This window comes from Faecalibacterium sp. OM04-11BH (genome assembly GCF_003482185.1).
In the GTDB taxonomy this organism is placed as follows: Bacteria; Bacillota; Clostridia; order Oscillospirales; family Ruminococcaceae; genus Faecalibacterium; species Faecalibacterium tardum.
In genome coordinates this window covers 54,036-80,489 of the sequence record NZ_QULS01000009.1, presented here as the reverse complement: position 1 = coordinate 80,489, position 26,454 = coordinate 54,036, and the positions used below count along the sequence as shown (strand labels likewise).

General features: G+C 58.0%; 26 protein-coding genes and 2 tRNA genes. 9 read left to right on the top strand and 19 right to left on the bottom strand.

Annotated features, from left to right (window positions below; translation table 11 throughout):
• Nucleotides 1–10: 10 nt before the first annotated feature.
• The 3 genes from rpe to DXB44_RS09300 all read right to left on the bottom strand — a co-directional run bounded on the left by rpe (nt 11) and on the right by DXB44_RS09300 (nt 3,399).
• On the bottom strand, nt 11–661 hold the full coding sequence (rpe, locus tag DXB44_RS09310) for a ribulose-phosphate 3-epimerase (protein ID WP_118658524.1): 651 nt from the start codon (nt 659–661) through the stop codon (nt 11–13).
• Nucleotides 662–1,171: 510 nt separating this feature from the next.
• On the bottom strand, nt 1,172–2,701 hold the full coding sequence (locus DXB44_RS09305) for a HAMP domain-containing sensor histidine kinase (RefSeq protein ID WP_118658523.1): 1,530 nt from the start codon (nt 2,699–2,701) through the stop codon (nt 1,172–1,174).
• The gene (locus DXB44_RS09300; protein ID WP_005921458.1) at nt 2,701–3,399 is read right to left on the bottom strand and encodes a response regulator transcription factor; all 699 of its coding nucleotides are present in this window, start codon (nt 3,397–3,399) and stop codon (nt 2,701–2,703) included. The genes DXB44_RS09305 and DXB44_RS09300 overlap by 1 nt, the downstream gene beginning before the upstream one ends.
• Nucleotides 3,400–3,639: 240 nt before the next feature.
• Here DXB44_RS09300 and DXB44_RS09295 point away from each other — a divergent pair, with 240 nt between their 5' ends.
• The 3 genes from DXB44_RS09295 (at nt 3,640) to DXB44_RS09285 (ending at nt 6,571) form a co-directional block, all read left to right on the top strand.
• Nucleotides 3,640–4,536, top strand: coding sequence for a DNA-binding protein (locus DXB44_RS09295; RefSeq protein WP_118658522.1), 897 nt, complete (start codon nt 3,640–3,642; stop codon nt 4,534–4,536).
• Between the two features lie 86 nt (nt 4,537–4,622).
• Nucleotides 4,623–5,756, top strand: coding sequence for a redox-regulated ATPase YchF (gene ychF, locus DXB44_RS09290; RefSeq protein WP_118658521.1), 1,134 nt, complete (start codon nt 4,623–4,625; stop codon nt 5,754–5,756).
• A gap of 131 nt (nt 5,757–5,887) precedes the next feature.
• Complete coding sequence (locus DXB44_RS09285; protein ID WP_118658520.1) at nt 5,888–6,571, top strand: 5'-methylthioadenosine/adenosylhomocysteine nucleosidase; 684 nt, start codon at nt 5,888–5,890, stop codon at nt 6,569–6,571.
• 60 nt (nt 6,572–6,631) lie between these two features.
• Here the strand turns inward: DXB44_RS09285 and DXB44_RS09280 are convergent, their stop codons facing one another.
• The 3 genes from DXB44_RS09280 to DXB44_RS09270 form a co-directional block, all read right to left on the bottom strand.
• Nucleotides 6,632–8,515 (bottom strand): heavy metal translocating P-type ATPase, encoded by a 1,884-nt coding sequence (locus DXB44_RS09280; protein ID WP_118658519.1) that lies wholly within the window; start codon nt 8,513–8,515, stop codon nt 6,632–6,634.
• Nucleotides 8,516–8,773: 258 nt separating this feature from the next.
• On the bottom strand, nt 8,774–8,995 hold the full coding sequence (locus tag DXB44_RS09275; protein ID WP_055186604.1) for a cation transporter: 222 nt from the start codon (nt 8,993–8,995) through the stop codon (nt 8,774–8,776).
• A gap of 40 nt (nt 8,996–9,035) precedes the next feature.
• Nucleotides 9,036–9,371, bottom strand: coding sequence for a metalloregulator ArsR/SmtB family transcription factor (locus DXB44_RS09270; RefSeq protein WP_055186601.1), 336 nt, complete (start codon nt 9,369–9,371; stop codon nt 9,036–9,038).
• Nucleotides 9,372–10,266: 895 nt separating this feature from the next.
• Between DXB44_RS09270 and DXB44_RS09255 the strand changes: the two genes are divergently transcribed.
• Nucleotides 10,267–10,656, top strand: a complete 390-nt coding sequence (locus DXB44_RS09255) for a hotdog domain-containing protein (RefSeq protein WP_005922594.1) — start codon at nt 10,267–10,269, stop codon at nt 10,654–10,656.
• Here the strand turns inward: DXB44_RS09255 and DXB44_RS14535 are convergent.
• Nucleotides 10,653–10,808 carry a hypothetical protein gene (locus DXB44_RS14535; RefSeq protein ID WP_154251355.1) on the bottom strand — a complete coding sequence of 52 codons (156 nt, stop codon included), beginning with the start codon at nt 10,806–10,808 and terminating at the stop codon, nt 10,653–10,655. The genes DXB44_RS09255 and DXB44_RS14535 overlap by 4 nt on opposite strands.
• A 303-nt stretch (nt 10,809–11,111) precedes the next feature.
• Here DXB44_RS14535 and DXB44_RS09250 point away from each other — a divergent pair, with 303 nt between their 5' ends.
• Together DXB44_RS09250 and DXB44_RS09245 are read left to right on the top strand one after the other, a co-directional pair.
• Entirely contained in the window at nt 11,112–12,785 is a 1,674-nt protein-coding gene (locus DXB44_RS09250; RefSeq protein WP_118658517.1) for a Na+/H+ antiporter NhaC family protein, read from the top strand.
• 278 nt (nt 12,786–13,063) lie between these two features.
• Entirely contained in the window at nt 13,064–13,519 is a 456-nt protein-coding gene (locus DXB44_RS09245; protein ID WP_118658516.1) for a MarR family transcriptional regulator, read from the top strand.
• A gap of 83 nt (nt 13,520–13,602) precedes the next feature.
• Here DXB44_RS09245 and DXB44_RS09240 read toward each other — a convergent pair whose 3' ends face one another.
• Entirely contained in the window at nt 13,603–14,523 is a 921-nt protein-coding gene (locus tag DXB44_RS09240; protein WP_118658515.1) for a sugar phosphate nucleotidyltransferase, read from the bottom strand.
• A 483-nt stretch (nt 14,524–15,006) separates the two neighbouring features.
• Between DXB44_RS09240 and thrS the strand changes: the two genes are divergently transcribed.
• A complete protein-coding gene (thrS, locus tag DXB44_RS09235) occupies nt 15,007–16,791 on the top strand; it encodes a threonine--tRNA ligase (RefSeq protein WP_118658514.1) in 1,785 nt (594 codons plus the stop codon).
• Nucleotides 16,792–16,867: 76 nt separating this feature from the next.
• Here the strand turns inward: thrS and DXB44_RS09230 are convergent, their stop codons facing one another.
• From DXB44_RS09230 to DXB44_RS09180, 11 genes are all read right to left on the bottom strand, one after another.
• Entirely contained in the window at nt 16,868–17,158 is a 291-nt protein-coding gene (locus DXB44_RS09230) for a type II toxin-antitoxin system YafQ family toxin (protein WP_118658513.1), read from the bottom strand.
• Nucleotides 17,155–17,427, bottom strand: a complete 273-nt coding sequence (locus tag DXB44_RS09225; RefSeq protein ID WP_097779340.1) for a type II toxin-antitoxin system RelB/DinJ family antitoxin — start codon at nt 17,425–17,427, stop codon at nt 17,155–17,157. Before DXB44_RS09225 ends, DXB44_RS09230 begins: the two co-directional genes overlap by 4 nt.
• 261 nt (nt 17,428–17,688) lie before the next feature.
• Nucleotides 17,689–19,428, bottom strand: coding sequence for an ammonium transporter (locus tag DXB44_RS09220; protein ID WP_118658512.1), 1,740 nt, complete (start codon nt 19,426–19,428; stop codon nt 17,689–17,691).
• A gap of 237 nt (nt 19,429–19,665) precedes the next feature.
• A complete protein-coding gene (locus DXB44_RS09215; protein ID WP_015537140.1) occupies nt 19,666–20,082 on the bottom strand; it encodes a DUF1622 domain-containing protein in 417 nt (138 codons plus the stop codon).
• 15 nt (nt 20,083–20,097) lie between these two features.
• A complete protein-coding gene (locus DXB44_RS09210) occupies nt 20,098–20,733 on the bottom strand; it encodes an RpiB/LacA/LacB family sugar-phosphate isomerase (RefSeq protein WP_055186868.1) in 636 nt (211 codons plus the stop codon).
• A 43-nt stretch (nt 20,734–20,776) separates the two neighbouring features.
• Nucleotides 20,777–21,121: a cupin domain-containing protein gene (locus DXB44_RS09205; RefSeq protein WP_081028488.1), complete on the bottom strand. Its 345-nt coding sequence runs from the start codon at nt 21,119–21,121 to the stop codon at nt 20,777–20,779.
• A gap of 96 nt (nt 21,122–21,217) precedes the next feature.
• Nucleotides 21,218–22,027 carry a gluconate 5-dehydrogenase gene (locus DXB44_RS09200; RefSeq protein WP_006735344.1) on the bottom strand — a complete coding sequence of 270 codons (810 nt, stop codon included), beginning with the start codon at nt 22,025–22,027 and terminating at the stop codon, nt 21,218–21,220.
• A gap of 552 nt (nt 22,028–22,579) precedes the next feature.
• Nucleotides 22,580–23,353 (bottom strand): SDR family oxidoreductase, encoded by a 774-nt coding sequence (locus DXB44_RS09195; protein WP_118658511.1) that lies wholly within the window; start codon nt 23,351–23,353, stop codon nt 22,580–22,582.
• Between the two features lie 157 nt (nt 23,354–23,510).
• Nucleotides 23,511–24,572 (bottom strand): tryptophan--tRNA ligase, encoded by a 1,062-nt coding sequence (gene trpS, locus DXB44_RS09190; RefSeq protein ID WP_118658510.1) that lies wholly within the window; start codon nt 24,570–24,572, stop codon nt 23,511–23,513.
• A gap of 220 nt (nt 24,573–24,792) precedes the next feature.
• A tRNA-Asn gene (locus DXB44_RS09185) sits at nt 24,793–24,869 on the bottom strand.
• A 41-nt stretch (nt 24,870–24,910) separates the two neighbouring features.
• Nucleotides 24,911–24,985, bottom strand: a tRNA-Glu gene (locus DXB44_RS09180).
• A gap of 270 nt (nt 24,986–25,255) precedes the next feature.
• Here DXB44_RS09180 and DXB44_RS09175 point away from each other — a divergent pair.
• Complete coding sequence (locus tag DXB44_RS09175; RefSeq protein WP_097779336.1) at nt 25,256–25,783, top strand: twin-arginine translocation signal domain-containing protein; 528 nt, start codon at nt 25,256–25,258, stop codon at nt 25,781–25,783.
• Nucleotides 25,784–25,820: 37 nt separating this feature from the next.
• Nucleotides 25,821–26,312: a twin-arginine translocation signal domain-containing protein gene (locus DXB44_RS09170; protein ID WP_118658509.1), complete on the top strand. Its 492-nt coding sequence runs from the start codon at nt 25,821–25,823 to the stop codon at nt 26,310–26,312.
• Nucleotides 26,313–26,454 lie beyond the last annotated feature (142 nt).

Sequence of the window (26,454 nt, the reverse complement as noted above, 5' to 3'; positions counted from 1 at the left end):
ACAGGCCTCCTTACAGGCTGGCCAGTGCGCCCACAGCCGCAGCGGGGTCGGCAGCGCCGAACACGGCGCTGCCCGCCACCAGCACGTCGGCACCGGCTTCTACGCACAGGGGTGCGGTGGCGGCATCCACGCCGCCGTCCACCTCCAACAGGTAGGAAAGGCCGCGTGCTCCCCGCTCTGCCTTGAGCCAGCGTAGCTTATCCAGCGCCGAGGGCATGAACTTCTGCCCGCCGAAGCCGGGCTCCACGCTCATCACCAGCACCAGATCCAGCTGCTCCAGCCACGGTGCCAGCGCCTCGGCCGGGGTGCCGGGCTTGATGGTCAGACCCACCTTGCAGCCCAGCGCACGCACGGCGTCAATGGTGGCCTGAATATCATCTTCGCACTCCAGATGGAAGTTATACAGGGTCGCACCGGCCTTGATGAAGGGCTCGGCGTATTGCAGCGGGTGGCTGATCATCAGATGCACGTCATAAAAGGCATCCGGCAGCGCCTTGTGCAGGCTTTTGAGCACCGGCACGCCAAAGCTGATGTTGGGCACAAAATGCCCGTCCATCACGTCGTAGTGCAGCATCTGTGCGCCGGCGTCCAGCACCATGCGGCAGTCTGCACCCAGCTTGCCAAAATCAGCAGAAAGAATCGAAGGACTTACGATGGCCATAATATTTTATTACGCTCCGTTATTTTTAGCAATTTTTATCCCATGCGTTGCGCGTTTTGCAGGGTTCTGCCGGGCAAAAAATACGCGGGCATGGTTATCTTTTAGTTTACATGAAAACGGCCAAAAAATCAAACCCGCAGCCGTTTTTTTCACCGAAAAGTCGTAAATGGCGCAAAAAGTCCATAAGGCGAAACTCCCTCAGTCAAAGCCTATCGGCTTTGCCAGCTCCCTCGGGGAGGGAGTCTCTGGCGCTCCCGGAAGGTTTCTTATTGCGCTTGATACTTTAGCGACAGGGCTGACAGCGTGCGCCCTCTCCGTCACCTGCGGTGCCACCTCTCCCAAAGGGAGAGGCAAGAGCACGTCCGGAAGCTTTCTCGTTATACCTGGTGCTTTAGCATCGGGGCTAACGGCTTGGCTCCCCCTCTGGGGGAGCTGGCGCGGGAGCGCCTGAGAGGGCGACAACGCCAAAGCAGCCAGACTGCCCGGGCGGGGCAGTCTGGCTGCGGGGTCTTATTCTACCGGCTTCATGCTGGCGGGGTCTTCCACCGCGCCGGGCTGACCGGCGGCGTCCGGCAGGCGCTTCATGCCGCCGGGATTGGGGGAACAGGTGGGCAGGGTGAACACAAAGCGGCACCACTCGCCCTGCTGGCTCTCCACGCGGATCTGCCCGCCGGACAGGTTGACCAGCACCTTGCAGATATTCAGCCCAAGGCCGGAGCCACGGGCGTGCAGGCCGCGGGAGCGATCCTCCTTGTAGAACCGCTCGAACACATAGGGCAGCGCCTCCGGGCTGATGCCCTGCCCGGAATTCCAGATGGAGATCTCGGCCTCGGGGCCAAGCTTTTCCACGCTGAAGCGGATGGTGCCGCCCGCCGGAGTGAACTTGATGGCGTTGTCCAGCAAGTTATACGCCACCTGATGGATCAGGTCGGGGTCGGCGTAGACCAGCACCTTTTCGTCCATGGTCAGGCCTTCCAGCTCGATCATGCCGTCATTGATGCGCTGCTCTGCCGCCAGCGCCACGCCGGTCAGGGTCTCCCAGATGTTGAACATCCGGGCGTTCACCTGATACTCTCCGCTTTCCAGCTTGGAGAGATCCAGCATATTCTGGATGAGCCGCGCAAGGCGTCCAGTCTCCTCGCTGACCAGCTGCAAATAGTGGTTCTGCAGCTCGGGCGGGATGGTGCCGTCCAGAATGCCGTCCACAAAGCCCTTGATGGTGGTCATGGGGGTGCGCAGCTCGTGGGCGATGTTGCCCATGAACTGCCCCCGGGAGTTATCGTTGGACTGGATATTCTCCGCCATCTGGTTGAAGGTGCGGGCAAGGTCTGCCACCTCGCCATCGCCCTCCACGCCCTCCACGCGGACGGAGAGGTCGCCGCCGCCAAAGCGCTGGGCGGCATCGGTGACCTTTTGCAGCGGGTCGGTGAGCTGACGCATCAACAGGCGGGTCAGCACGCTGGCGCACAGCAGCATCACGCAGGCGGACATGAGGAAGTTCGACCAGAACTGCTGCTTGAAATCGGTGAGCTGCGCACCGGAGGAGCACAAAAACAGCCAGCCGCTGAACAGGCTCTGGTCGTCGATGGTCTCCACCGCCGCGATATAGCTTTTTTCGGTCAGGGCGCCGCCCAAGTCGCCGAAAGCGTGGTAGTGCCGGGCGTCCGGGTCAGCCACTGCATTGGCGCGCTGGCAGATATCCAGCGGCACAGTGTCGGTGGTAAGCTTTGCCGGGTCGGAGGCAATGAGCACATTGCCCTGCCGGTCGGTGAAAAACAGATACGCCTCGGCGCTCTCGCCGATGATCTCCAGCTTGGTGTTCAAGGCGTCCAGCTCTGCGCCCTGCGGCATGGTCTCGCTGTTTACCAGATACTCCGCGGTGCGCTTGGCAACGTTTACCACCTGATCCAGCGTTTCGTAGCGATCCTTCGCAAAATAATTTTTGAACAGCACCCACTCCGAGCAGCCCATCAGCACGATGCCCAGCACCATCAGGGTGGACACCATGGAGAAAAAGGCTGTGGAGATACTTTTACGCATTACTGACGCACCTCAAACTTATAGCCCACGCCCCAGACGGTTTTCAGCTCCCACTTATCGGAAGCCCCGGCCAGCTTTTCGCGCAGGCGCTTGACGTGGACGTCAATGGTGCGGCTGTCGCCGTAGTACTCAAAGCCCCACACCTCGTCCAGCAGCTGGTCGCGGGTGTACACGCGGTTGGGGTGGGAAGCCAGACAGTTGAGCAGTTCCAGCTCCTTGGGGGGAGCTTCCACCACCTTGCCCTTGACCCGCAGCTCGTAGCTGTTCATATCCAGACGGAGGTTGTCGAACTCGATGACACCCTCGGTGCTCTCGGCGGCAGCGGAGGTAGTCTGGCAGCGGCGCAGCACCGCCTTGATGCGTGCCACCACCTCTTTTGCGTCAAAGGGCTTTACCATGTAATCGTCCGCGCCAAGCTCCAGCCCCAGCACCTTGTCGAAGGTCTCGCCCTTGGCGGTAAGCATCATTACCGGGGTGTTGCCCGCCTTGCGGATGCGGCGGCAGACCTCAAGGCCGTCCATGCGGGGCATCATCACGTCCAGCAGCACCATGTCCGGCTTGACCGCGTTGAACTTTTCCAGTCCTTCTTCGCCATCGTTTGCCACCGTGACCTGATAGCCCTCCTTGGTCAGGTACAGCCGCAGCAGCTCGCAGATGTTGGCGTCGTCGTCCACCACAAGGATCTTTTCGTTTGCCATAAGTTTTCCTCCCCTAGTTTTATGTTCATGCCCATGCGGGCGGGTGTGCAGAGTATTCCATCTCTTATTATACGGAAGAGTTATGACAAAATAAAGAAGGAAGTGTAGTTTTTTTCACATTTCTGCCTAGGGTACGCCTTACGCAGCCGCGCTATCGGCAAGAAACGTTTGCGGAAGAACATCCGAAATTTGATTTCTTGCCGATAAAATGGTATAATCGTTTTACTGGGAGGTGTTATCATGAAGTACCATTCTGTCGCTGATACGGCAAAATTATGGAATATTTCAGAACGAACTGTCCGCAACTACTGTGCTACCGGCAAGATCCCGGGCGCAGTGCTTACCGGCAAGACTTGGAACATTCCGCAGGATGCAAAGCGCCCGGCGCGCACCAACAAAAAGCTAGAAGCACCCAGAACCCTGCTGGATGTTTTGCAGAACGAGATGACCGGGCAGGTCAAGGGCGGCATCTACCACAAAATCCAGATCGACCTGACCTATAACTCCAATCATATTGAGGGCAGCCGCCTGACCCATGACCAGACACGGTATATCTACGAGACCAATACCATCGGCATGGAGAATGGTATTGTCAATGTGGATGATGTGGTCGAAACAGCCAATCACTTCAAGTGCATTGACCTTGTCATCCGGGAGGCAAAGAAACCCATCAGCGAAGCGCTTATTAAAAAGCTGCACCTTACCCTGAAAAGCGGCACCAGCGATTCCCGCAAAGACTGGTTTGCTGTCGGTGAATATAAAAAGCTCCCGAACGAGGTCGGCGGCAGAAGCACCACTGCGCCGGAACTGGTTGCCCCGCAGATGAAAGAGCTTTTATCTGCGTACAATCAAATTTCTGCCAAGTCGCTGGAAGACCTGCTGGAATTTCATTACGCCTTTGAATCCATCCATCCGTTTCAGGATGGAAATGGCCGTGTCGGGCGGCTTCTGCTCTTCAAGGAGTGCCTACGGAACAACATCGTGCCGTTTATTATCACGGATGACCTCAAAATGTTCTACTATCGGGGTCTGCACGAGTGGAAAACCGAACGCGGGTATCTGCTGGACACCTGCCTGACCGCGCAGGATCAGTTCAAAGCCGTCCTGGATTATTTCAGGATTCCTTATTCAAGATAGCCCCGCCCCCTTGCGCTGGCGGGGTTCATCGCGTATAATGGTAAATGTATCGTTATGTCAAAAAACGTGTAAGGAGCGTATTTTATATGAAGTTAGGTATCGTCGGCCTGCCCAACGTGGGCAAGTCCACTCTGTTCAACGCCATCACCTCCACCAAGAATGCGGAGGCTGCAAACTATCCCTTCTGCACCATCGAGCCGAACTCCGGCATCGTGGCAGTGCCGGACAAGCGGCTGGACAAGCTGGCCGAGATCTGGCAGACCAACAAAAAGACCCCTGCTATCGTGGAGTTCGTGGACATTGCCGGTCTTGTAAAGGGCGCAAGTCAGGGCGCAGGCCTTGGCAACAAGTTCCTTGGCCATATCCGCGAGTGCGACGCCATCGTGCACGTGGTGCGCTGCTTTGACGATGACAACATCATCCATGTGGTGGAGGACGTGACCAAGGCCGAGGCCGTGGACCCCATTGCCGATATTGAAGCCATCGACTACGAGCTGATCCTCTCCGACCTTGAGGTGGTGCAAAACCGCGCTGGCCGCATGGCAAAAGCTGCCAAGAGCGGCAACAACAAGGGCGCTGCCGCCGAGGCCGCTTGGCTGCAGCAGCTGGCCGACCATCTGAGCGCCGGCAAGCCCGCCCGCAGTTTCGATTTTGACCCCGCCGACACCGAGCAGCAGACTGTTCTGCACGAGATGGGTCTGCTGAGCGCAAAGCCGGTGCTGTACGCCTGCAACGTGGGCGAGGACGACCTGATGGAAGGCATTGAGAACAACAAGTACGTCCCGCTGGTGGCTGCCCGCGCCAAGGAAGAGGGCGCCCGCTACATCCCCATCTGCGCCAAGACCGAGGAGGATATCGCGGATTACAGCCCCGAGGAAAAGAAGGCGTTCTTGGCCGAGATGGGCATCGAGGCCAGCGGTCTGGACAACCTCATCACCGCCAGCTACGACCTGCTGGGTCTGATCTCCTTCCTGACCGACGGCAAGAAGGAGTGCCGCGCATGGACCATCCGCAAGGGCACCAAGGCTCCGCAGGCTGCCGGTAAGATCCACAGCGACTTCGAGCGCGGCTTCATCCGCGCCAGTGTCATCGGCTACAACGATCTGGAGGCCAACAACTTCGACTACGCCGCCGTCAAGGCCAAGGGCCTGCAGCGCACCGAGGGCAAGGAGTACGTTGTGCACGATGGCGACGTCATCGAGTTCCTGTTTAATGTTTAAAGTCCTTCCCGTGAAAAGTGGAACCCGAACCGCCCGCAGGCGGTTCGGGTTCCTGAATTAAAAAGAATCATTCCTCTGAATATGGCCAAAGCGCACGCGGCGGCCATTTTTGATCGTAAAAGGAGCTTACCATGATCTTGGGTATTATGGGCGCTATGCCCGATGAAGTAGACCAGCTGTGTGCAAAGCTGGAAAATGTCACCGTTGAGCCCTACGGCGGCGTGGAGTACCACAAGGGTACGCTGGCCGGCAAGCAGGTGGTGGTGTGCTGCGCCGGTATGGGCAAGGCCAACGCCGCCGCTACCACGCAGGTGCTCATTACCAAGTTCGGCGCGGAGAAGATCATCTTCTCCGGCATTGCAGGCAACATGACCAGCAAGATCGGCATCGGGGATGTGGTCATCGGCAAAACGGTGCTGTACCACGACGCCCAGCTGGATATGATCTGCCAGAACCCGCCGTTCCTGAAGGAATACACCGGCGACCCGGCACTGATCGCCGCCGCCGAAGCCGCCTGCGCCGAAGCCGGGGTAAAGGCACTGGTGGGCAAAATTGCCACCGGCGATTTGTTCGTGGGCGACAGCGAGACCAAAGCTGCCATTGAAGCCAAGTGCGCCCCGGACTGCGTAGAGATGGAGGGCGCTGCGGTAAGTCAGATCGCCGCCAAGAACGGCGTGCCCTGCGTCATTCTGCGCGCCATGAGCGACAACGCCGACGAGGACGGCCACGAAGTTCTGGTGGTGAAGAAGTTCTCCATCAGCGAGTATGTCGCCACCGCCACCAAGATCGTGGCAGCGATGGTGGAAAAGCTGTAAGATTCCCTGAAACAACAACAGCCAGACCGGCACTGCCGGTCTGGCTGTTTTGCGTTTATGTCAGTTTTTGGTCAGGTCCTTAGTATACAGTGCGCGGGTGGCGTTGAGCACGGCGATGACCATCACGCCCACGTCCGCAAAGATAGCTGCCCACATTCCGGCAATGCCCAGTGCGCCCAGCAGCAGGCACAGCGCCTTGATGCCCAGCGCAAACACGATGTTCTGGTGCACGATGCGCAGGGTGCGGCGGGCGATGCGCATCGCCAGCGCGATCTTGGCGGGGTCGTCATCCATCAGCACCACGTCTGCGGCCTCGATGGCGGCATCCGAGCCCAGCGCGCCCATGGCGATGCCCACGTCTGCGCGGGACAGCACCGGTGCGTCGTTGATGCCGTCACCCACAAAGGCAAGGTTCTCCTTGGGCTGCTTTGCGGCAAGCAGCTTTTCGATCTGGTCTACCTTGTCACCGGGCAAAAGACCGGCGTGGTACTCGTCCAGACCCAGCTGCTGCGCCACCGCCTGTGCCACCGGCTGTGCGTCGCCGGTCAGCATGACCGTCTTGCGCACACCGGAGGCCTTCAAAGCGCGGATGGCATCGGCGCTGTGGGGCTTTACCACGTCCGAAATCAGCAGATAGCCCGCGTAGCTGCCCCCCACGGCAACGTGCACGATGGTGCCCACGCCGTCCACGGCGGGCACGGTCAGCCCCAGCTTTTCCATCAGGCGGGCGTTACCGGCGGCAACGGTCTTGCCGTCCACCTTCGCGGTCACGCCATGACCGCCAAGCTCCTGCACATCCGTGACCCGGGCGGCGTCGATGGGCTTGCCGTAGGCAGCTTTGATGCTCAGGGAGATGGGGTGCTTCGACCAGCTTTCCGCCAGCGCAGCGGCTTCCACCAGTGCGGTGTCGGTCACGCCCTCGGCGGGATGGATGCCGGTGACCTTAAAGGCGCCCTGCGTCAGGGTGCCGGTCTTATCGAACACCACAACGCCGGTGTTTGCCAGCTCTTCCAGATAGGTAGAGCCTTTGATGAGGATGCCGCAGGAGGAAGCGCCGCCGATGCCGCCGAAAAAGCTCAGCGGGATGGAGATGACCAGCGCACAGGGGCAGCTGATGACAAGGAAGGTCAGGGCGCGGTAGACCCAGTCGCCAAAGCGGGCGGGCTGTCCCATAAGCAGCAGCACCACCGGCGGCAGAAGCGCCAGCGCCAGTGCGCCGTAGCAGACGGCGGGGGTGTACACCCGGGCAAAGCGGGTGATAAAGTTTTCTGCCCGGGCTTTTTTCATGCTGGAATTTTCCACAAGGTCGAGAATTTTAGAGACGGTGGACTCGCCAAATTCCTTGGTGGTGCGCACTTTCAGCAGGCCGGTCATGTTCACGCAGCCGCTGATGACCTCGTCCCCGGCGTTCACATCCCGGGGCAGGCTTTCGCCGGTCAGGGCGGCGGTGTTCAGGGCAGAAGCGCCCTCCACGATGACGCCGTCAATGGGCACCCGCTCGCCGGGCTGCACCACGATGACGGTGCCCACCTCGACCTCATCCGGGTCCACCTGCTCCAGCTTGCCGTCCTCGCCCTCAATGTTGGCGTAGTCCGGGCGAATGTCCATCAGGCTGGCAATGCTCTGGCGGCTCTTGCCCACGGCGACGCTCTGGAACAGCTCACCGATCTGGTAGAAGATGATAACGGCGCAGCCCTCCACATAATCGCCCAGCGCAAACGCGCCCACGGTGGCAACTGCCATCAGAAAGCACTCGTCAAAGGGCTGACGGTTCTTGATGCCCTTCAGCGCCTTGCGCAGCACGTCCCAGCCCACCACAAGGTAGGGGATGCAGTAGAGCGCCAGCTCCACCGGCATGGGCAAGGCGGGCAAAAGCTTGAGCACGATCACCAACGCCACGGCGATCAGGATCCGCTCAAGGGTCTTTTTTTGTTTCTTGTTCATAAGCAACGCTCCTCATTTTGCGGTGCACCGGATGAAAAACGGGTGGTTTTCCACAAGTTTTTCGGCAAAAAATGGTTATTCCACAGTTTTACCCAGGTTTTCCACACAGTTTTCCGGCAGAAAAGCACTTTTCCACGCTTCTTTTTTGTTTTCCTCACGAAATCCGTTGAAAACCCGGTGGAAATTGTTGAAAAGTGGTGGATTTTTCCACAGAAAAACTCTCCCAGTCCGTACCGACCGGGAGAGCTTTGCCGCACATCAGATATCAAAGATCTCGCAGTCGTCCTCTACCTTCTTGCAGGCAGACAGCACATTCTCCATGGTGGCGTGGGGGTCGGCACCCTCGGCGAACTCCACCTTCATCTTCTGGGTCATAAAGCTGACGGTCGCCTTTTCCACACCAGAAACGGTGTTGGCGGCATCCTCCATCTTCTGGGCGCAGTTGGCGCAGTCCACTTCGATCTTGTAGGTCTTTTTCATAATAAGTACCAGCCTTTCTTTTCTGCGGGCGTGTGCCCGGTTATTCCTCGATATGATCCATCCCCATGGAAAGGATGCTGCGCACATGGTCGTCGTCCAGTGCGTAGAAAACGGTTTTGCCTTCCCGCCGGAAGCGCACAAGCTTGGAGTCTTTGAGCACCCGTAGCTGGTGGCTGACGGCAGACTGGCTCAGCTGCACGGCGTCCGCGATATCCTGCACGCAAAGTTCGCTGTCGTGCAAGGCATACAGAATTTTGATGCGGGTGGAATCGCCGAACACGCGGAACAGGTCTGCCAGTTCGTACAGCACCTCATCGTCCGGCATCTCTACCGGCTGCTTTTCCTTTTCCGGTGCGGTCTGTTCTAGCCCGGTCATGCTGTCCTCTCCCTTCGTTTTGATATATGAGCATCTGTTCATGTGTTCATGATAACACGCAGACGGCTCCCTGTCAAGCAAAAACCGCAAAGTTTTTTACATCCCCGCAAAATTGCTGAAAATCGCCGTAAAACGCAAAAAAGATGCAAATTTAATTTGCAAACAGGGTGCGGGTTGGGCAGCAGAACGATTTGAAATGGCTTCCGCTTCTTCCGGGTTGCGGCACCCAGCATCCGCATCGTGCCTTGGGCGGCACTTGCGTCTTGCTGGCCGCTGCCCCAACAACTCCTCCCTGTTTCCGCCGCTGGCGGCGGTCGTCGTCGTTGCTAGCCATGTTCAGCGGAAATAATATTTATATTTTCGCGTTTGGAGCGCTCCAAACGCTATTTTCACGGGAGGGGTCGTAGAGGGAAACGGCATTTGCAGCGCCGCTTTCTGCGAAAGCGCAGCGCTGCGGGCGGGCGCTCGCTCCCCCTTGGGGGAGCAGTCGCGTAGCGACTGAGGGGCTTTTAATGGAGAAGCGAAAAAAGCGTTAAAGCGATAGCGCCGACTGGCGCAGCGCTAGCTTTTTTTGTGCTTCGACTTCTTCTTTAGGATTATCAAGGGCGAGTAGCCCTTGGCCCGTTGCGGGGTGGGTGGAGTCCAGAGGTAGGGAGGGGGGAGTCGGAACACCCCTCCCTGCCTCTGGCCCAGCGGAGCGTCCCTGCACGCTTGCGGCAAGCAGAAACTTTTCCCGCGGAGCGCGACACGCTTCCAGTCCTCCCGCTTTCCGGGCGCTTCCCTGAAAAAATATGCAAAAAATAGTGCATTCCGGCGCGTTTTGTGATATCTTATAAAAGTGCGTGAAAACAAACAACACAACTGCGTTCAAAGGACGCATAAGGAGGAACTGTATATGAAGTTGGAAACCGGAATCTGCGGCGAGCAGAGCGTGCGCGTGAGCGCAGAGAACACTGCAAAGACCATGGGCAGCGGCACGCTGGACGTGTTTGCTACCCCTGCACTGGTGGCACTGGCCGAAAAGACCTGCTGGCAGAGCGTTGCCCCTGCGCTGGAAGCGGGCAGCGGCACGGTGGGCACCAAGCTGGAGCTGGAGCACACCGCACCCACCCCGGTGGGCATGACCGTGACCTGCCACAGTGAGCTGGTGGCTGTGGAAGGCCGCAAGCTGACCTTTAAGGTGACGCTTGCGGACGAGAAAGGCCCTGTGGGCGGCGGCACCCACGAGCGCTTTATCATCTTTGAGGAAAAGTTTGCCGCTAAGGCCGAGGCCAAAAAGGGCTAAGAATCGCTTTTATCTGTTTCGTCCAGCCGCAGCGGCGGCAAGTCTGCAGCCAGCAGCTGCTGCTCGGCGCGGGTCTGCGCGTCCTGCAAAAGCTGCACGGCCTGCACACTGGCGCGGAACAGTTCAAAGTACATGGCCTTGTAATCCGGCACGGTGCACACCCCCTTTGCATTTCTGTGGGTAGTCTGCCCCGCAGCCTGCGCCCCGATACGCCGGAGCGTTTCCCGCCACGGAAATCAACTTTTGAAATTTTCCCCGGTGCAAAAGCCTTCACCCCTTGGGGGGAAGGTGGCGCGCAGCGCCGGATGAGGGGTAATTTCCCGCAAGCAGCCGCTTGCCTGCGCCCTCATCAGTCACCTGCGGTGACAGCTTCCCCCGACCGGGGGAAGCCTTTAGAGGAAAACTGATTTCCGTATTTTTCGCAGACAATGATTGACACCTGATATGAGGAGCTTATGAAAAACAAAAACTTATCCTGGGTGGGGGCGCTGTTCGTCTTTGCCCTGCTGCTGTGGTGCACGGCGGTGACCCCCGGCAAGGTAGCCGACCCCGCCACCTACACCTGTGCGGTGTACAGCACCTTCTTTTCCCTGCTGCCGCCGGTCATTGCCATCGTGCTGGCGCTGAACACCAAGGAGGTGTACACCTCGCTGCTGGTGGGCATTGCCTCCGGCGCGCTGCTGTACGCCAACGGCAACCTTGAGCTGGCGCTGAACACCCTGTTCTTCAACGAGGACGGCGGCATGATCACCAAGCTGTCGGACTCCGGCAACGTGGGCATTCTGGCCTTTCTGGTGATGCTGGGCATTTTGGTGGCGCTGATGAACAAGGCGGGCGGCTCGGCGGCCTTCGGGCGCTGGGCGTCCACCCACATCCACAGCCGGGCGGGCGCACAATTTGCCACCCTGCTGCTGGGCGTGATGATCTTTGTGGACGACTACTTCAACTGCCTGACCGTGGGCTCGGTGATGCGCCCGGTGACCGACCGGCAGAAGGTGTCCCGCGCAAAGCTGGCCTACCTGATCGATTCCACCGCCGCACCCATCTGCATCATTGCGCCGGTGTCCAGCTGGGCGGCTGCGGTCACTTCCAGCGTCCCGGCGGGTTCCGGCATCAACGGCTTTACCATGTTCCTGCGCACCATTCCTTATAACTATTACGCCGTCATGACCGTTGTGATGAGCCTGTTCCTCATCTTTACCGGGGCAGAGTTCGGCCCCATGAAGCTGAACGAGGACAACGCCAAAAACGGTGATCTGTTTACCACCGCCGACCGTCCCTACGGCGACGATGTGGACGATGGGAATGACGCCAACGGCCATGTCATCGACCTGATCGCGCCGGTGCTGGTGCTGATCGCGGCTTGTATCTTCGGCATGGTATACACCGGCGGCTTCTTTGAGGGCGTGGACTTCATCACCGCCTTTGCGGACTGCAGCGCCTCGGCGGGTCTGGTGCTGGGCAGCAGCATCGCTTTGCTGTTCACCTTTGTATTTTACCGGGTACGCGGCGTGATGACCTTTCAGGACTTTGCCGCCTGCATCCCCGAGGGCTTCAAGGCCATGGTCAGCCCCATGCTGATTTTGTCCCTTGCATGGACGCTGTCCGGCATGACCGGCCTGCTGGGCGCAAAGTATTATGTGGCAAACCTGCTGGGCAGCTCTGCGGCGGCTTTGCAGTATCTGCTGCCGTTCATCATCTTCCTTGTGGCGGTGTTCCTTGCCTTTGCCACCGGCACTTCCTGGGGCACCTTCTCCATCCTGATTCCCATCGTCTGTCAGGCCTTCCCGGACGGCGAGATGCTGGTGGTGTCCATTGCCGCCTGCCTGTCCGGCGCGGTGTGCGGCGACCACTGCTCTCCCATCTCGGATACCACCATCATGGCTTCGGCAGGCGCACATTGCAGCCATGTGAACCACGTTTCCACCCAGCTGCCCTATGCCATTACGGCGGCGGCCTGCTCGGCGGTGTGCTACATCATCACCGGCCTTGCACAGGCGGTGCTGGGCAGCCGCGCAAGCCTTGTCACCTCGCTGGTGCTGCTGGTGGTTGCCATCGTGCTGGAACTGGCGGTGCTCGGCGTCATCCGCGCCCGCACCCGGGCAAAAACTTCCGGGGAAACTACGTAATATGGAAATCAATTTTTGAAGATTGACCCGGGGCAAAAGCCTTCACCCCTTGGGGGGAAGGTGGCGCGTAGCGCCGGATGAGGGGTGACTTTCCCGCAACCTGCTGCTTGCCTGCGCCCTCATCAGTCACCTGCGGTGACAGCTTCCCCCGGCCGGGGGAAGCCTTTAGCGGAAAATCGATTTCCATGGCTGTGTAAAAATTCCGCTATGCAGCGGGGCATTTTCGTGGTATACTAGCCGTATAGCAAGAAAACTAAAGCATCGGAGGCGCATGACCCATGCTGGAAAAAGCTTTTCAGGACGTCTATACCAAATTCAAGCTGCATTTTTATCAGAACGTGTTCCAGCGCTTTGCCACCCGTGAGGCTACCCTGACCACGGTGGAGTCCTTCTGCATGGAGGGCATCATGGCGATGGGCGAGCCCACCATTGCGGAGTTTTCCCGCATGATGCAGATTTCCACCCCCAATGCGGCGTACAAGATCGGCAGTCTGGTGAAAAAGGGCTATGTGGAAAAGATCCAGTCCACCACCGACCGGCGGGAGTACCATCTGCGCCCCACCCAGAAGTATATCGACTACTACAACATCAGCTACTCGTATCTGCACACCGTAGTGGAGCGTGCCCGGCAGCGCTTTACCCCCGAGGAATGCGCAAAGCTGGAACAGATGCTTACCATTGTGAGCACCGAGCTGATGCCGGAACTGGACATCCTGAAAAAAGGCGAGGCATAAGAACGATAAAACGCAAAGACGGGCAGCCCGCAGGCTGCCCGTCTTTGTTTTTGTCAAAATAATTTTACGCGATCAAAAAGCATTTACTTCCATAGGTTTTCGGGGTACTGACCCTCGGCGGTCTTGCGGGCGATGGCATCCACCACCAAAGGCTTATCCTCCCGGTAGGTGACGCCGAACCACTTATCCGTGCTGCGCAGCACCTGAATTTTTGCCTTGTGCTCCTCGATCAGCTCGGTCACGACCAGCGGCAGGAAATACTCGCACTTCAGGGGGTTCACCGGCAGATTCTCGGTCAGCCAGCCCGCAAAGCGCTGCTCGGCCTCGTCCAGAAAGCTTTTACCGAAGCCCCACAGGTTCATACTCACGGGGGTGTCGCCGGGCAGATCCACCCAGCTCTCACCGCCATCTTCGGTGTAGTGTGCGCCGCCATCGCAGGGCTCGATGCGGGTGCGCTCGGTCACGCTTTGCAGGGTGCCGTCCTCGTTTTTGATGCACACGCCGCGCGCCACGCTGCCGTTTTCGGACAGGGTGTTCTTCAACAGGTAGCTGACCATGCAGTAGCGGTAGAAATCATCATCGGCGTGGGTGGACAGGTAATCGTACATCACCTGAAAGGCCTCCGGGCCGTAGTAGTCGTCCGCATTGATGACCGCAAAAGGGCCGTCGATCAGGGGCTTTGCAGCCAGCACGGCATGGCAGGTGCCCCAAGGCTTTACACGGCCTTCCGGCACGGCAAAGCCTGCGGGCAGCTCTTCCAGCTGCTGAAAAGCGTACTTCACGTTCATTGCTTTGGCCACGCGGTCACCGATGGCAGCTTTGAAGGCGTCCTCGATCTCGTGCTTGATGACAAAGATCACGGTCTCAAAGCCGGCGCGGCGGGCGTCGTAGAGGGAATAGTCCATAATGACCTGTCCGTTGGGGCCCACCGGGTCGATCTGCTTCATGCCGCCGTAGCGGCTGCCCATGCCGGCTGCCATGACGACCAGTACCGGTTTATTCATCTTCATTTCCTCCTGTATCTGCCGGGGTTTCCGGCGTTGTAGCGTTCTGAGGCTATTATACACTGCTTCGCCGCCTGTGGCAAGGTGCAGCGGGGGAGAACGATTTTATACATTTCTGCCGCTATCCCTTGATTTTTTTGTTCCGGCGTGCTACAATCAGCGTAGTTTCATCCTGTCCAAAACATTGATGCGGACAAACTGAAGCCCCGCTTTTCATGCCGCAGAGAGGGCTGCCCCGGGTTTCCGGGTGCTGCAAGCAGCCTGCCATGACCCCGGCTTCTACCACCGCAGAGTGCAGAGGCGAACCTCTGCCGGGCGTGCCCGTTACAGCACTGCGAGGGGCGCGTTTCCCCGCCGGGGAGCGCGCAATTCGGGTGGAACCGTGGAACGCAGACATTTGATCGGCGCTTCATCCCGTGAGTTTTACGGGGTGAAGCGCTTTTTGTTTTTGTTCAACACCGCATTGTCAAAGGAGAATCTACTATGAAGATCATCTACAAGGACGGTCATGTGGACGAGTGCCCGCAGGATCAGGAGCTGCACGTTATCCGTCACACCGCTGCTCACGTTATGGCACAGGCCATCAAGCGCCTGTACCCGCAGGCTGATTTTGCTTTCGGCCCTGCCACCGAGAACGGCTTCTACTACGATGTCGATCTGGGTGACCAGAAGCTGAGCGACGAGGATCTGGCCAACATCGAAAAAGAGATGCACAAGATCGTCAAGGAGAACCTGCCCATCAAGCCCTTCATCCTGCCCCGTGCCGAGGCTGAGAAGCTGATGGAGGAGCGCAAAGAGAACTACAAGATCGAGCACATGGCAGATCTTGCCGACGAGACCGAGTTCAGCTTCTTCCAGCAGGGTGAGTACGTGGATATGTGCATCGGACCCCACCTGACCTACACCAAGGCACTGAAGGCTTTCAAGATCACCCAGCAGTCCGGCGCATACTGGAAGAACGACAAGGAAAACAAGATGCTGACCCGTATCAACGGCGTGGCCTTCCGCAATCAGGAGGAGCTGGACGCATGGGAGAAGGAGCAGCAGGAGGCCCGTGAGCGCGATCACCGCAAGATCGGCAAGGAGATGGGCCTGTTCATGACCGATGATCTGGTGGGCCGCGGCCTGCCCATGTTCCTGCCCGCAGGCTACACCGTCTGGCAGGAGCTGGAGAACTATATCAAGGAGAAGGAGCGTGCACGCGGCTACCTGCACGTTATGACTCCCTGCATCGGCACTGTGAACCTGTATAAGACCTCCGGTCACTGGGATCACTACCGTGAGAACATGTTCCCCGCCATGGAGATGGAGGGCGAGAGCTATGTTCTGCGCCCGATGAACTGCCCCCACCACATGATGATCTACGCAAATCGTCCCCATTCTTACCGTGACCTGCCCATGCGCATCGGTGAGATCGCCCACGATTTCCGTTACGAGTCCTCCGGCACCTTGAAGGGCATCGAGCGCGGCCGTCACTTCTGCCAGAACGATGCTCACCTGTTCTGCACCCCGGAGCAGATCAAGAGCGAGGTCGCAAACGTGTGCGACCTGATCTTTGAGGTGTACAAGGACTTCAACATTACCGATTACCGCTGCGTGCTGAGCCTGCGTGATCCTGCCGACAAGAAGAAGTACCACGACGATGATGCCATGTGGAACCATGCAGAGCAGGCCCTGCGCGAGGTGCTGACCGAGCTGGGCATCCACTTCACCGAGGAGATCGGCGAGGCTGCCTTCTACGGCCCGAAGCTGGACGTGAACGTGAAGCCCGCCGTGGGTGCCGAGTACACCCTGTCCACCTGCCAGCTGGACTTCTGCCTGCCCGCAAAGTTCCACCTGACCTATGTGGACAAGGACGGCTCTGAAAAGACCCCCGTGGTGCTGCACCGCGCAATTCTGGGCTCTCTGGACCGCTTCATGGCTTACCTGATCGAGGAGACCAAGGGCAAGTTCCCCACCTGGCTGGCTCCCACGCAGGTCAAGGTGCTGCCCGTGTCCGAAAAGACGCTGGAGTACGCACAGGATGTGACCGAGAAGCTGTCTGACGCCGGTATCCGTGTTGTGCTGGATGACGACAACCAGAAGATCGGCTACAAGATCCGTGCCGCACAGCAGGTGGACCGCGTGCCCTATATGCTGGTGCTGGGCGCCAAGGAAGCCGAGGCCGGCAACATCTCCGTGCGCGATCGCAAGGGCGAGACCACCGAGATGAGCCTTGAGGACTTCATCGCCAAGGTCACCACCGAGATCCGCACCCGCAGCCTGTAAGGTATAATATAAGAACGAGGGCGCTGCACAGCATTTTGTGCAGCGCCCTCGTTTTTTGATTACAGAGAAAAGAGATTTACTTCCCAAACAGATCACTATGGGTGCCGGTGCGGGTCAAGGTCAGCACCAGAACATCGTTCTGCACCCGATAGACCAGCAGCCAGTCCGGCTGGATATGGCACTCCCGGTGCCCGACCCAATCACCCGTCAGGGCGTGGTCGCGGTTCTTCTCCGGCAGCGGCTCTCCCATTGCAAGGCAGGCGATCACGTCCTGCAGCAGTTCAATTTTTAGTCCCCGTTTTCTGGCCAGCTTATAATCCTTGCGGAACTGGGTGGTGGGGATAATGGTCAGCTTTGTTTCTCTCATTTTTCCAGATCCGCAAACAGCTCATCCAGATCCCGATACTTCTTTGCCTTCGGGTCTGCCGCGATATGCTCTGCTTCCAGCATAGCGGCCACGGTCTCCTTGTTCGGGCGCTCGGTGCGGATCTCGAAGGGAATACCGCCCTCCCGCAAGGACTGCCGCACAAAGATGTTGAACGCGGTGGAAAGGTTCATGCCCAGTTCTGCAAACAGGGCATCGGCCTGCGCCTTCAGGTCGGAATCCATCCGAATACTGACATTGGTAGTTGCCATACAGATCAGCTCCTTTCGCCTTTATTATAAGTGCATTGCACGAAGATTGCAATACGCTGCACATAAAATTTACAAATTCGCGGCACAGCAAAAGCCCCGCTCCCTTGTGCGCAGGAGCGGGGCTTTCGACTTACTGTTGAATCGAACAAAAAAGGAAAAGGAAAAAGGAGAACGATCTATCTGTCACGCCGGGCGGCGGGGACTGTGTCGGAGCAGCCTGACTGCCGCCGCAGCGGGAACAGCGGAGAATTTTGTGGAGGGTTACTCCACATCCTGCAGCGCGGCGTAGTTCTCTTCGCCGGTGCGGATCTTGACCACGCGGGTCACGTTGTAGACAAAGATCTTGCCATCGCCGATGTGGCCGGTGTACAATGCCTTCTTGGCAGCTTCCACCACAGCGTCCACGCTGATGCGGGAGACGATGACCTCCACCTTGATCTTGGGCAGCAGGGTGGTATCCACCGGCACGCCGCGGTACTTTTCAGGCGTGCCCTTCTGGATGCCGCAGCCCATGACCTGCGTCACAGTCATGCCGGTGACCCCCAGATCATTCAGAGCAGTCTTGAGCTGATCGAACTTTGCCAGCTTTGCAATGATGGACACCTTATGCATACCGGTGTCGTAGACGCCATCGTGGATCACAGGCTCGCGCACCACCGGCACGGCAGCATCCATCTGCTTTGCCGAAGCCTTGGTGACGTCGTCCTCGCCCAGATCAGTGTTCTCGTTGGGGGTCATGGCAGCGGAGTTTGCATCCGAGATGGCAAAGCCTGCATAAGCGGAAGCCAGACCGTGCTCGTGGATGTCCAAACCGTCGATCTCCACCTCGGCGGGCACACGCAGGCCAAGGGTCTTATCAATGATCTTGAAGATGATGAACATCACCACCACAACGTAGACATCCACGCAGACCAGACCCAGCAGCTGGGTGCCCAGCTGTGCCAGACCGCCGCCGTAGAACAGACCGGCATGGGCCGTGTTGGATCCGGTGGAGAACAGACCCACCGCAATGGTGCCCCAGACGCCGTTTGCAAAGTGGACGGAAACAGCACCTACGGGGTCATCCACCTTGGCGATCTTATCAAAGAATTCCACACTCAGCACCACAAGGATACCGGCCACAAAGCCGATGAAGAAAGCGCCAAAGGGGGAGACGGTATCGCAGCCTGCGGTAATGGCCACAAGGCCTGCCAGAGAACCGTTCAGGGTCATGGAGACATCCGGCTTACCGTAGCGCAGCCAAGTGAAAATCATGGTCACGCAGGTAGCAACGGCTGCGGCAAGGTTGGTGTTGAAGCAGACCAGACCGGTCAGGGTCATAGTGGCATCGGTGGACAGGCTCAGGGAAGAGCCGCCGTTGAAGCCGAACCAGCAGAACCACAGGATGAACACGCCCAGAGCACCGGCGGTCAGGTTGTGACCGGGGATGGCGTGGGGGTTGCCGTCCTTATCGTACTTGCCAATACGGGGGCCAAGCATCCAAGCGCCCAGCAGAGCGATGACGCCGCCCACGTTATGCACGGCTGCGGAGCCTGCAAAATCGTGGAAGCCCATGCTCTGCAGCCAGCCGCCGCCCCACATCCAGTGGCCGCAGATGGGGTACACCACCAGCGAGATGGCGGCGGAGTACACGCAATAGGCCTTGAAGTTGGTGCGCTCGGCCATGGAGCCGGAGACGATAGTGGCTGCCGTGGCACAGAACACGGTCTGGAACACGATGTACACCCACAGGGGGATATCCAGACCCAGATGGCTGTAATCGCCCTGAATGAAGGGATCGAAGCCGCCGATCAGTGCGCCGGTGCCGCCGAACATCAGGCCGAAGCCGATGAGCCAGTAGCAGGGCGTGCCGATGCAGAAATCCATCATGTTTTTCATCAGGATGTTGCCGGTGTTCTTTGCCCGGGTGAAGCCGGCCTCGCACAAAGCGAATCCGGCCTGCATGAAGTACACTAGAAACGCTCCTACGAGCGTCCAGCAGGTGTTGACGGAGCTAAACATACTTTCCTACCTCCTACGGTCATTTTTTTGCACAGGGAGCCCTCTATTCTCTCCGTGCGGCAGTATCCCCGAAAACACAAAAGGCGCTGGCGGAATTGCTTCCGTCAGCGCCTTTGCTTTCGATGGCACGAGTATAGTCTCTTTGTGCAAACCTGTCAAGTATTCATCTCAAGGTTTTACGTTTTTCACAACACGGTGAAACTTTGCCCTGCTAAAGTTTGGCAAATCTTTTGCCTGTCAGCCGTTTTTGCCGTCCTTCGGGGAGCCGGACTTGTCCTTTTCCTTGGCGTTTGCCGGGCGGTGGCCGCCCTCCATCTCCCAGTGCAGCAGCATACTCATCAAAGCGCGCAGCGCAAAGGTAGCCGCCAGCGGCACCACGGACTCCAGATTTTGCAGCAAAAAGGTCTTGGCGATCTCTGCTGACATCAGAAATTCCAGCGCGGTGGTCAGGCCGCTGCTCATTTCATGGTGGAAGTCCCGGTGGTCGTTGAAGAAGGTGGCGCGGACATAGTAGAAGGTGGCCTTGGCCAGACTGGTGATGATGATGAACAGACCCACCACCTCCGCAAGACCGGCGATCATGGGCACTGCAGTTTCCAGAAAGGCATCCAGCAGGTGGGTGAGGTTCAGGTTGAACAGGGTCAGTCCTTGCATGATCTCCTCCGCAGCTTACAGCAGGGTCTTGATGTAGGCGGCCAGCTCCTCGTCCTTGCAGGAAGCGAAGAACAGCTCAGAGAACTTTGCACCCGCCACAGCGCCCTTCAGCAGATCCTGATCGATGCTCTTCAGGCACTCGATGAGGGGCTTGAAGGTGGCGGCGCGCACGCCGTCCAGAATCTTCTTGTTGCGCTGCTCGGGCACAACGCGCTCCTTGGGGTAGCCCTGACCGTGGCCGAAGCCGAACAGCTTCTCGAAGCAATACTCGAGGTTCAGTTCGCCGCCCCAGCCGAAGCCCTTGGCAAAGGGCATGGCAACGGCGTTGCCGTCGTTGACGTGGGCAAAGGTGTAGGCATCCACGGGATCCTCCACATGGCCGCAGATGACACCGGGGAAGCTGTTCAGTGCCAGCATGGCGCCCTCGCCGGTGCCGCAGCCGGTAACAACGTAGTCCGCAGCGCCGCTGTTCAGCAGAATAGCAGCCAGAATGCCGCACTGCACATAGGTCAGCTGTGCAGCATCGTCGGCGGCGTACATACCGTAGTTGACCACCTCATGACCCATGGGCTCCACCACCTTTTTCAGGGCGGCTTCAATGATGCCGTTTTTGGCGGCCTGACTGTTCTCGTTGATAAGTGCGATCTTCATAACAATGGTTCTCCTTCTTATTTTTCCCTGCGGTACGCAGGGATTATACAAAGTCCTCCCGCATGGGGGTAAAGAAATCCAGCATCACGCCGCCCTCCAGACAGACACAGCCGTGCATGACGCCGTTCTGCTTGAGCAGGGTGTCGCCGGGGCCTACCTCCCGGGTCTCGTCCCCGATGGTAAAGCGGTACCGCCCGGAGACGATATAGGTGATCTGGGTGTGGGGGTGGCAGTGCATGGCACCCACGCCGCCGGTCTCAAAGGTGTTTTCCACACACATGGCGTCCTTGCTATACGCCAGCACGCGGCGCTGCACCCCGGGGCCGCAGGGTTCCGGGGAAATTTCGGCATGGGGCACCCAAGGGATATCCTGATGTGCTTTTTCCATTATAGCATAACATCCTTTCCCGTACAAACAAAAGGGGACTGCCACACAACGCTGTGCGGCAGTCCCCGGTCAAGAACTGCGGAGTGCCCTCAGCGTTTACTGGGGCTGCTTGCCGATGTAGGCCAGAATGCCGCCGTCCACATACAGGATCAGGCCGTTGACAAAGTCAGAAGCCTCAGATGCCAGGAACACAGCGGGTCCGCCCAGATCCTCGGCCTCGCCCCAGCGGCCTGCGGGGGTCTTGGCAACGATGAACTGGTCGAAGGGGTGACGGCTGCCGTCGGGCTGGATCTCGCGCAGCGGTGCGGTCTGCGGGGTAGCGATGTAGCCGGGTCCGATGCCGTTGCACTGGATGTTGTAAGCACCGTACTCGGAAGCGATGTTCTTGGTCAGCATCTTCAGGCCACCCTTTGCTGCTGCATAGGCAGAAACGGTCTCACGGCCCAGCTCGCTCATCATGGAGCAGATGTTGATGATCTTGCCGCCGCCCTGTGCGATCATATCGGGGATGATGGCCTTTGCCACGATGAAGGGAGCGTTCAGATCCACGTCGATGACCTGACGGAACTGAGCAGCGCTCATCTCGGTCATGGGGATGCGCTTGATGATACCGGCGTTGTTGACCAGAATGTTGATGTGGCCGACTTCCTCGGTGATCTTTGCCACCATAGCGTTGACGGCGTCCTCATCGGTGACGTCGCAGACGTAGCCGTGGGCCTTGATGCCTGCCTCTGCATAGGAAGCCAGACCCTTGTCCACCAGCTCCTGCTTGATATCATTGAACACGATGGTAGCGCCGTTGGCTGCCATAGCCTTTGCAATTGCCATGCCGATGCCGTAGGATGCGCCGGTGATCAGCGCCACCTTGCCGGTCAGATCAAAAGATTTGGGAGTGCACTGTGCCATAATAAAGTCCTCCTGTCAAAAAACCATATTTTACACGGGGCAAAACCGCACCGTGCTGCTTTGCAAAGCGCGTCGTATCCGGCCGTGCCGGAGCGCGCTCTTACTTGTATACCAGTCTAGCATCCTTTGCAGGAAGTGTCAAGGCACATTCTTATGAAGTTTTATGGTACTTTCTTTAGATTTCCGTTTTTTCACCACAAAACAGTACGTCAGCCCGCTGTTTTTTAGTCATCAGTTTGTGTGGGCTGACGTGCCTTGTCACGGTGCACAAGATATTCCGGCTTAATTTGGGCTTGTTGACAAGTTTAGGCGACCTTTGGCTTTTACCTGCTCAGAATACCACAGAAATCAGCTTTTTCAGCTTAACCCGGGGACAAAAGCCTTCACCCCTTGGGGGGAAGGTGGCTGCGAACGCAGTGAGCAGACGGATGAGGGGTAATTGCCCGATAGCTGCTGCTTGCCTGCGCCCTCATCAGTCACCTGCGGTGACAGCTTCCCCCGACCGGGGGAAGCCTTTATTCGGAAAATTGATTTCAATGCCGGAATACGGCTTCATCCCAGCTTTTTCTTCTGCTGGCGTGCCACAATGGGCATCAGCAGAGGAATGGGCACAAGGCGCTGGGCGCTGGTGCACAGCCGCATAAAGGCAGAGGGCACAATGATGGTCTTGCGGTGCATCATGCCCAGCAGAGCCTCCTCCACACACAGCTCCGGCGTGATGCCCCGCAGGGCAAACACCACACCGGCGTGGTCGTTGAACTCGGTATCCACCGGGCCGGGGCAGAGGGCGCAGACATAGACCGGGCTGTGCATCTCCCGCAGCTCCTCGGCCACGCCGCGGGTCATGCTGACCACATAGGCCTTGCTGGCGTAGTAGCCCGCCATATAAGGCCCGCCGGGCAGCAAACCCGCAGAGGACGCCACATTCAGGATGGTGCCGCCGCCCTGCGCGTGCATCTTGCGCACCACGGCGCGGAACAGCCGCGCCATGGCAGCAACATTCACTTGGACCATCTCTTCCTCGCGGGCTTCCTCCGTTTCCAGAATGCTGCCGCAGACGCCGAAACCGGCGTTGTTGATGAAGATGTCGATGTGTTCATCAGCCAGCACCTCGCACAGGCGGCTGCACTCCTCGGCGCGGGAGAGGTCGGCGGTCTCAATACGGCATTCCGTGCCATGGGCTGCGTGCAGCTCCTTGGCAAGAGCCTGCAAGCGGTCGGCGCGGCGGGCAGTCAGGATGAGCCGACAGCCCATGGCGGCGTACCGGCGGGCGAACTCCCGGCCGATGCCGGAACTTGCGCCGGTGATCCAGATGGTCTTTTGCATGGTGGTTCTCCTTTTTTCTTCTCGCCCCCAGAACGGGGCTTTCTGTACTTGTTGCCGCTATTTTAGCATAGTTTGACCGCATTTTCTATGCAATTTTCGTAAACGATGCAAAAGAGAGCCCGAAACGCCTGCGGCGTTTCGGGCTCTCTCATAAATATTATTTCAGCAGGTTATCGTTGTCGAAGTAGTCGATGCGCATGGCCTTGCGCACCTCGTCCAGTGTGGCGGCAGCGGTCTTTTCGGCGTAGGCGCTGCCCTCTTTGAGGATTTCCACCACCTCGGGCAGACGCTGCTCCCACTCCTTGCGGCGGGTGCGGATAGGCTCCAGCTCAGCCTGCATGACGCTGTTCAGGAACTTTTTCACCTTCATATCGCCAAGACCACCGCGCTGATAGTGCGCCTTGACCTCGTCCAGATTCTGGTACTCCGGCCAGAACTCGGCAAAGTGCTCCGGGCGGCAGAAGGCGTCCAGATAGATGAACACCGGGTTGCCCTCCACCTTGCCGGGGTCCTGCACACGCAGGTGGTTGGGGTCGGTAAACATGGACTTGACCTTCTTCTCGATCTCCTCCGGTTCCTCGGACAGATAGATGCAGTTGCCAAGGCTCTTGCTCATCTTGGCCTTGCCGTCAATGCCGGGCAGACGCAGGCAGGCGGCGTTCTGGGGCAGAACGATCTGGGGCTCTACCAGCGTTTCGCCGTAGACGGAGTTGAACTTGTGCACGATCTCGCAGCACTGCTCGATCATGGGTTTCTGATCCTCACCGGCGGGCACGGTGGTAGCCTTGAAGGCGGTGATATCGGCAGCCTGACTGATGGGGTAGCAGAAGAAGCCCACCGGGATGCTGGCTTCGAAGTTGCGCATCTGGATCTCGCTCTTCACGGTGGGGTTGCGCTGCAAACGGCTGACGGTGACCAGATTCTGGTAGTAGAAGCTCAGCTCGGTCAGCTGGGGCACCATGGACTGGATGAAGATGTGCACCTTGTTGGGGTCCAGACCGCAGGCCAGATAGTCCAGTGCCACCTGCAGAATGTTCTGGCGCACCTTCTCCGGGTTGTCGGCGTTGTCGGTCAGCGCCTGCGCGTCGGCGATCATGATAAAGATCTCGTCATATTCGCCGGTGTTCTGCAGCCGCACCCGCTCCTTCAGAGAGCCGACATAGTGGCCAACGTGCAGGCGGCCGGTGGGACGGTCGCCGGTCAGAATAACTTTTTTCATGATGTTCTCCTTTGTCAAGGGTTTGACCCCCTCCGTCAATGCCTTACGGCATTGCCAGCTCCCCCAAGGGGGCGCCTTTCTGCCTTACTGCACCGTAAAGCTGCGCGGCAGGAGGTTCCTTTTATACTTTATAGTGTGTTAAGTATAGCCCCCCGGGGCGGTGCTGTCAACAAGACTGCCGGAAAAAGAAAAAAGCGATGGAAATTTTCCATCGCTTTGCTGGCGCCTCTTGCCTGACTCGAACAGGCGACACCCTGATTAACAGTCAGGTGCTCTAACCGACTGAGCTAAAGAGGCATCTATATAAAACGGCACATGACCGTTTTACTACTATAAAATGGTGACCCGTACCGGAATCGAACCGATGTTAAAGGCGTGAGAGGCCTCTGTCTTAACCGCTTGACCAACGGGCCATACGTCCATTTTGCATCAGGTGTTCGCACCCGACTTGGCTATTTTAGCATACCGGGTGCCCTTTGTCAACAGCAAATTTCGATTTTATTGGAAAAAAGTAAAATTTTCGCCGCAGCCCCGGAACGGCGGCAGACACTGCGCCCGCTGCCGCGCTGCGATATCTACTATAAAGGAACGATAAAATGGTGAAACCTAAGTTCCGATAGTTGACAATGTGGTAAAATGTGGTACTCTTAGGGTGCAAAAAGCATTTGAGGAGGGTTTGTATTATGGCTATGAAAATGGATCGTCGTGCGTTTTTAAAGACCTCTGCTGCGGTGGCAGTGGCAGTATCCATGACCGGACTGCTGGGCGGCTGCGGTGAAAGTGACAGCGGCACCGATCTGGGTGGCTTTACGGTTGCTGTGGGTGAATGGAGTGCCGTCCCTCATGATCAGGGCATAGGTACCGGGAAATCCTGGTATGCAGATTTCGCAGTGACTGTGCGCGTTCATAATCTGGATAATTCCAATGGCTTCAGTTTCCCCGCAAAATCCGTGTTTGTGCTTAAGATCGACGGTCAGAAAGTCGCGCTGCAGGGCGGAAATCTGCTGAGCAATATCACGCTGGTCATGAAAAAGGGCGAGCGCAAAACGGGTGTGCTGACCTTCCGTCTGGATGAGAGCCAGAAAAATCTCTATCAGGCAATGGAAGCTCAAACCGCAGATATCAAGCTTAGGGTTGGCGTAGACCCCACCGAGACCTATACCGGTGTTTATGAAGGCTATACCTTTAAGAAGGATTCCAAACTTGCATAATTGAACCCAAACAGCCTAATACAGGAGGTGCATCGCTATGATCGACCGCAGAACATTTCTCAAGCTCAGCGCCGGGGCACTGGTGCTGACCGCCGCAGGGGCTTTGACCGGCTGCGGGGATACTGTGATCGACAAGACCAGCGGTGTGGCGAAGATCGGTGATGTCACCTTTATCTGCGCAAAGCCGTTTCCGGGCGGCGGCGATACCTTTACATTGACCTATCAGACACAGTTCACCATCCAGAACAAAAGTGCCGAAAAGGTAGTCATCAAGCCGGAGGACATCACCTGCATCTTCCGGGAGGCGGACACCAAGGAAACGCTGTATTTCAAGCGGAACGAACTGGTCGCAGAGCCGGGGCAGACGATCAACTACAATGGCTGGCAGGAGTTCTATCTGGAAACCAAGGAGCGTGTGCAGGAAAAGAACAGTCCCGGCACCTACGAACTGCGTGTGCGCTACAATGGTCAAACCGCTGTATTCCTCTATGGGAATAACGGCAAAAACGTAACGGGCCGCGTAGAGTAAAACCGAATACACCCCGCCGCCGGGCACTTCTGGAAACAGGAGTGCCCGACGGCTTTTTGTTTTGTGCCGCGTTACCTGTTCTTTACATTGGGGCTGGCATTGTGCACAAAGTTTTACGCACTTTTTGCACGTCCATGGTCGC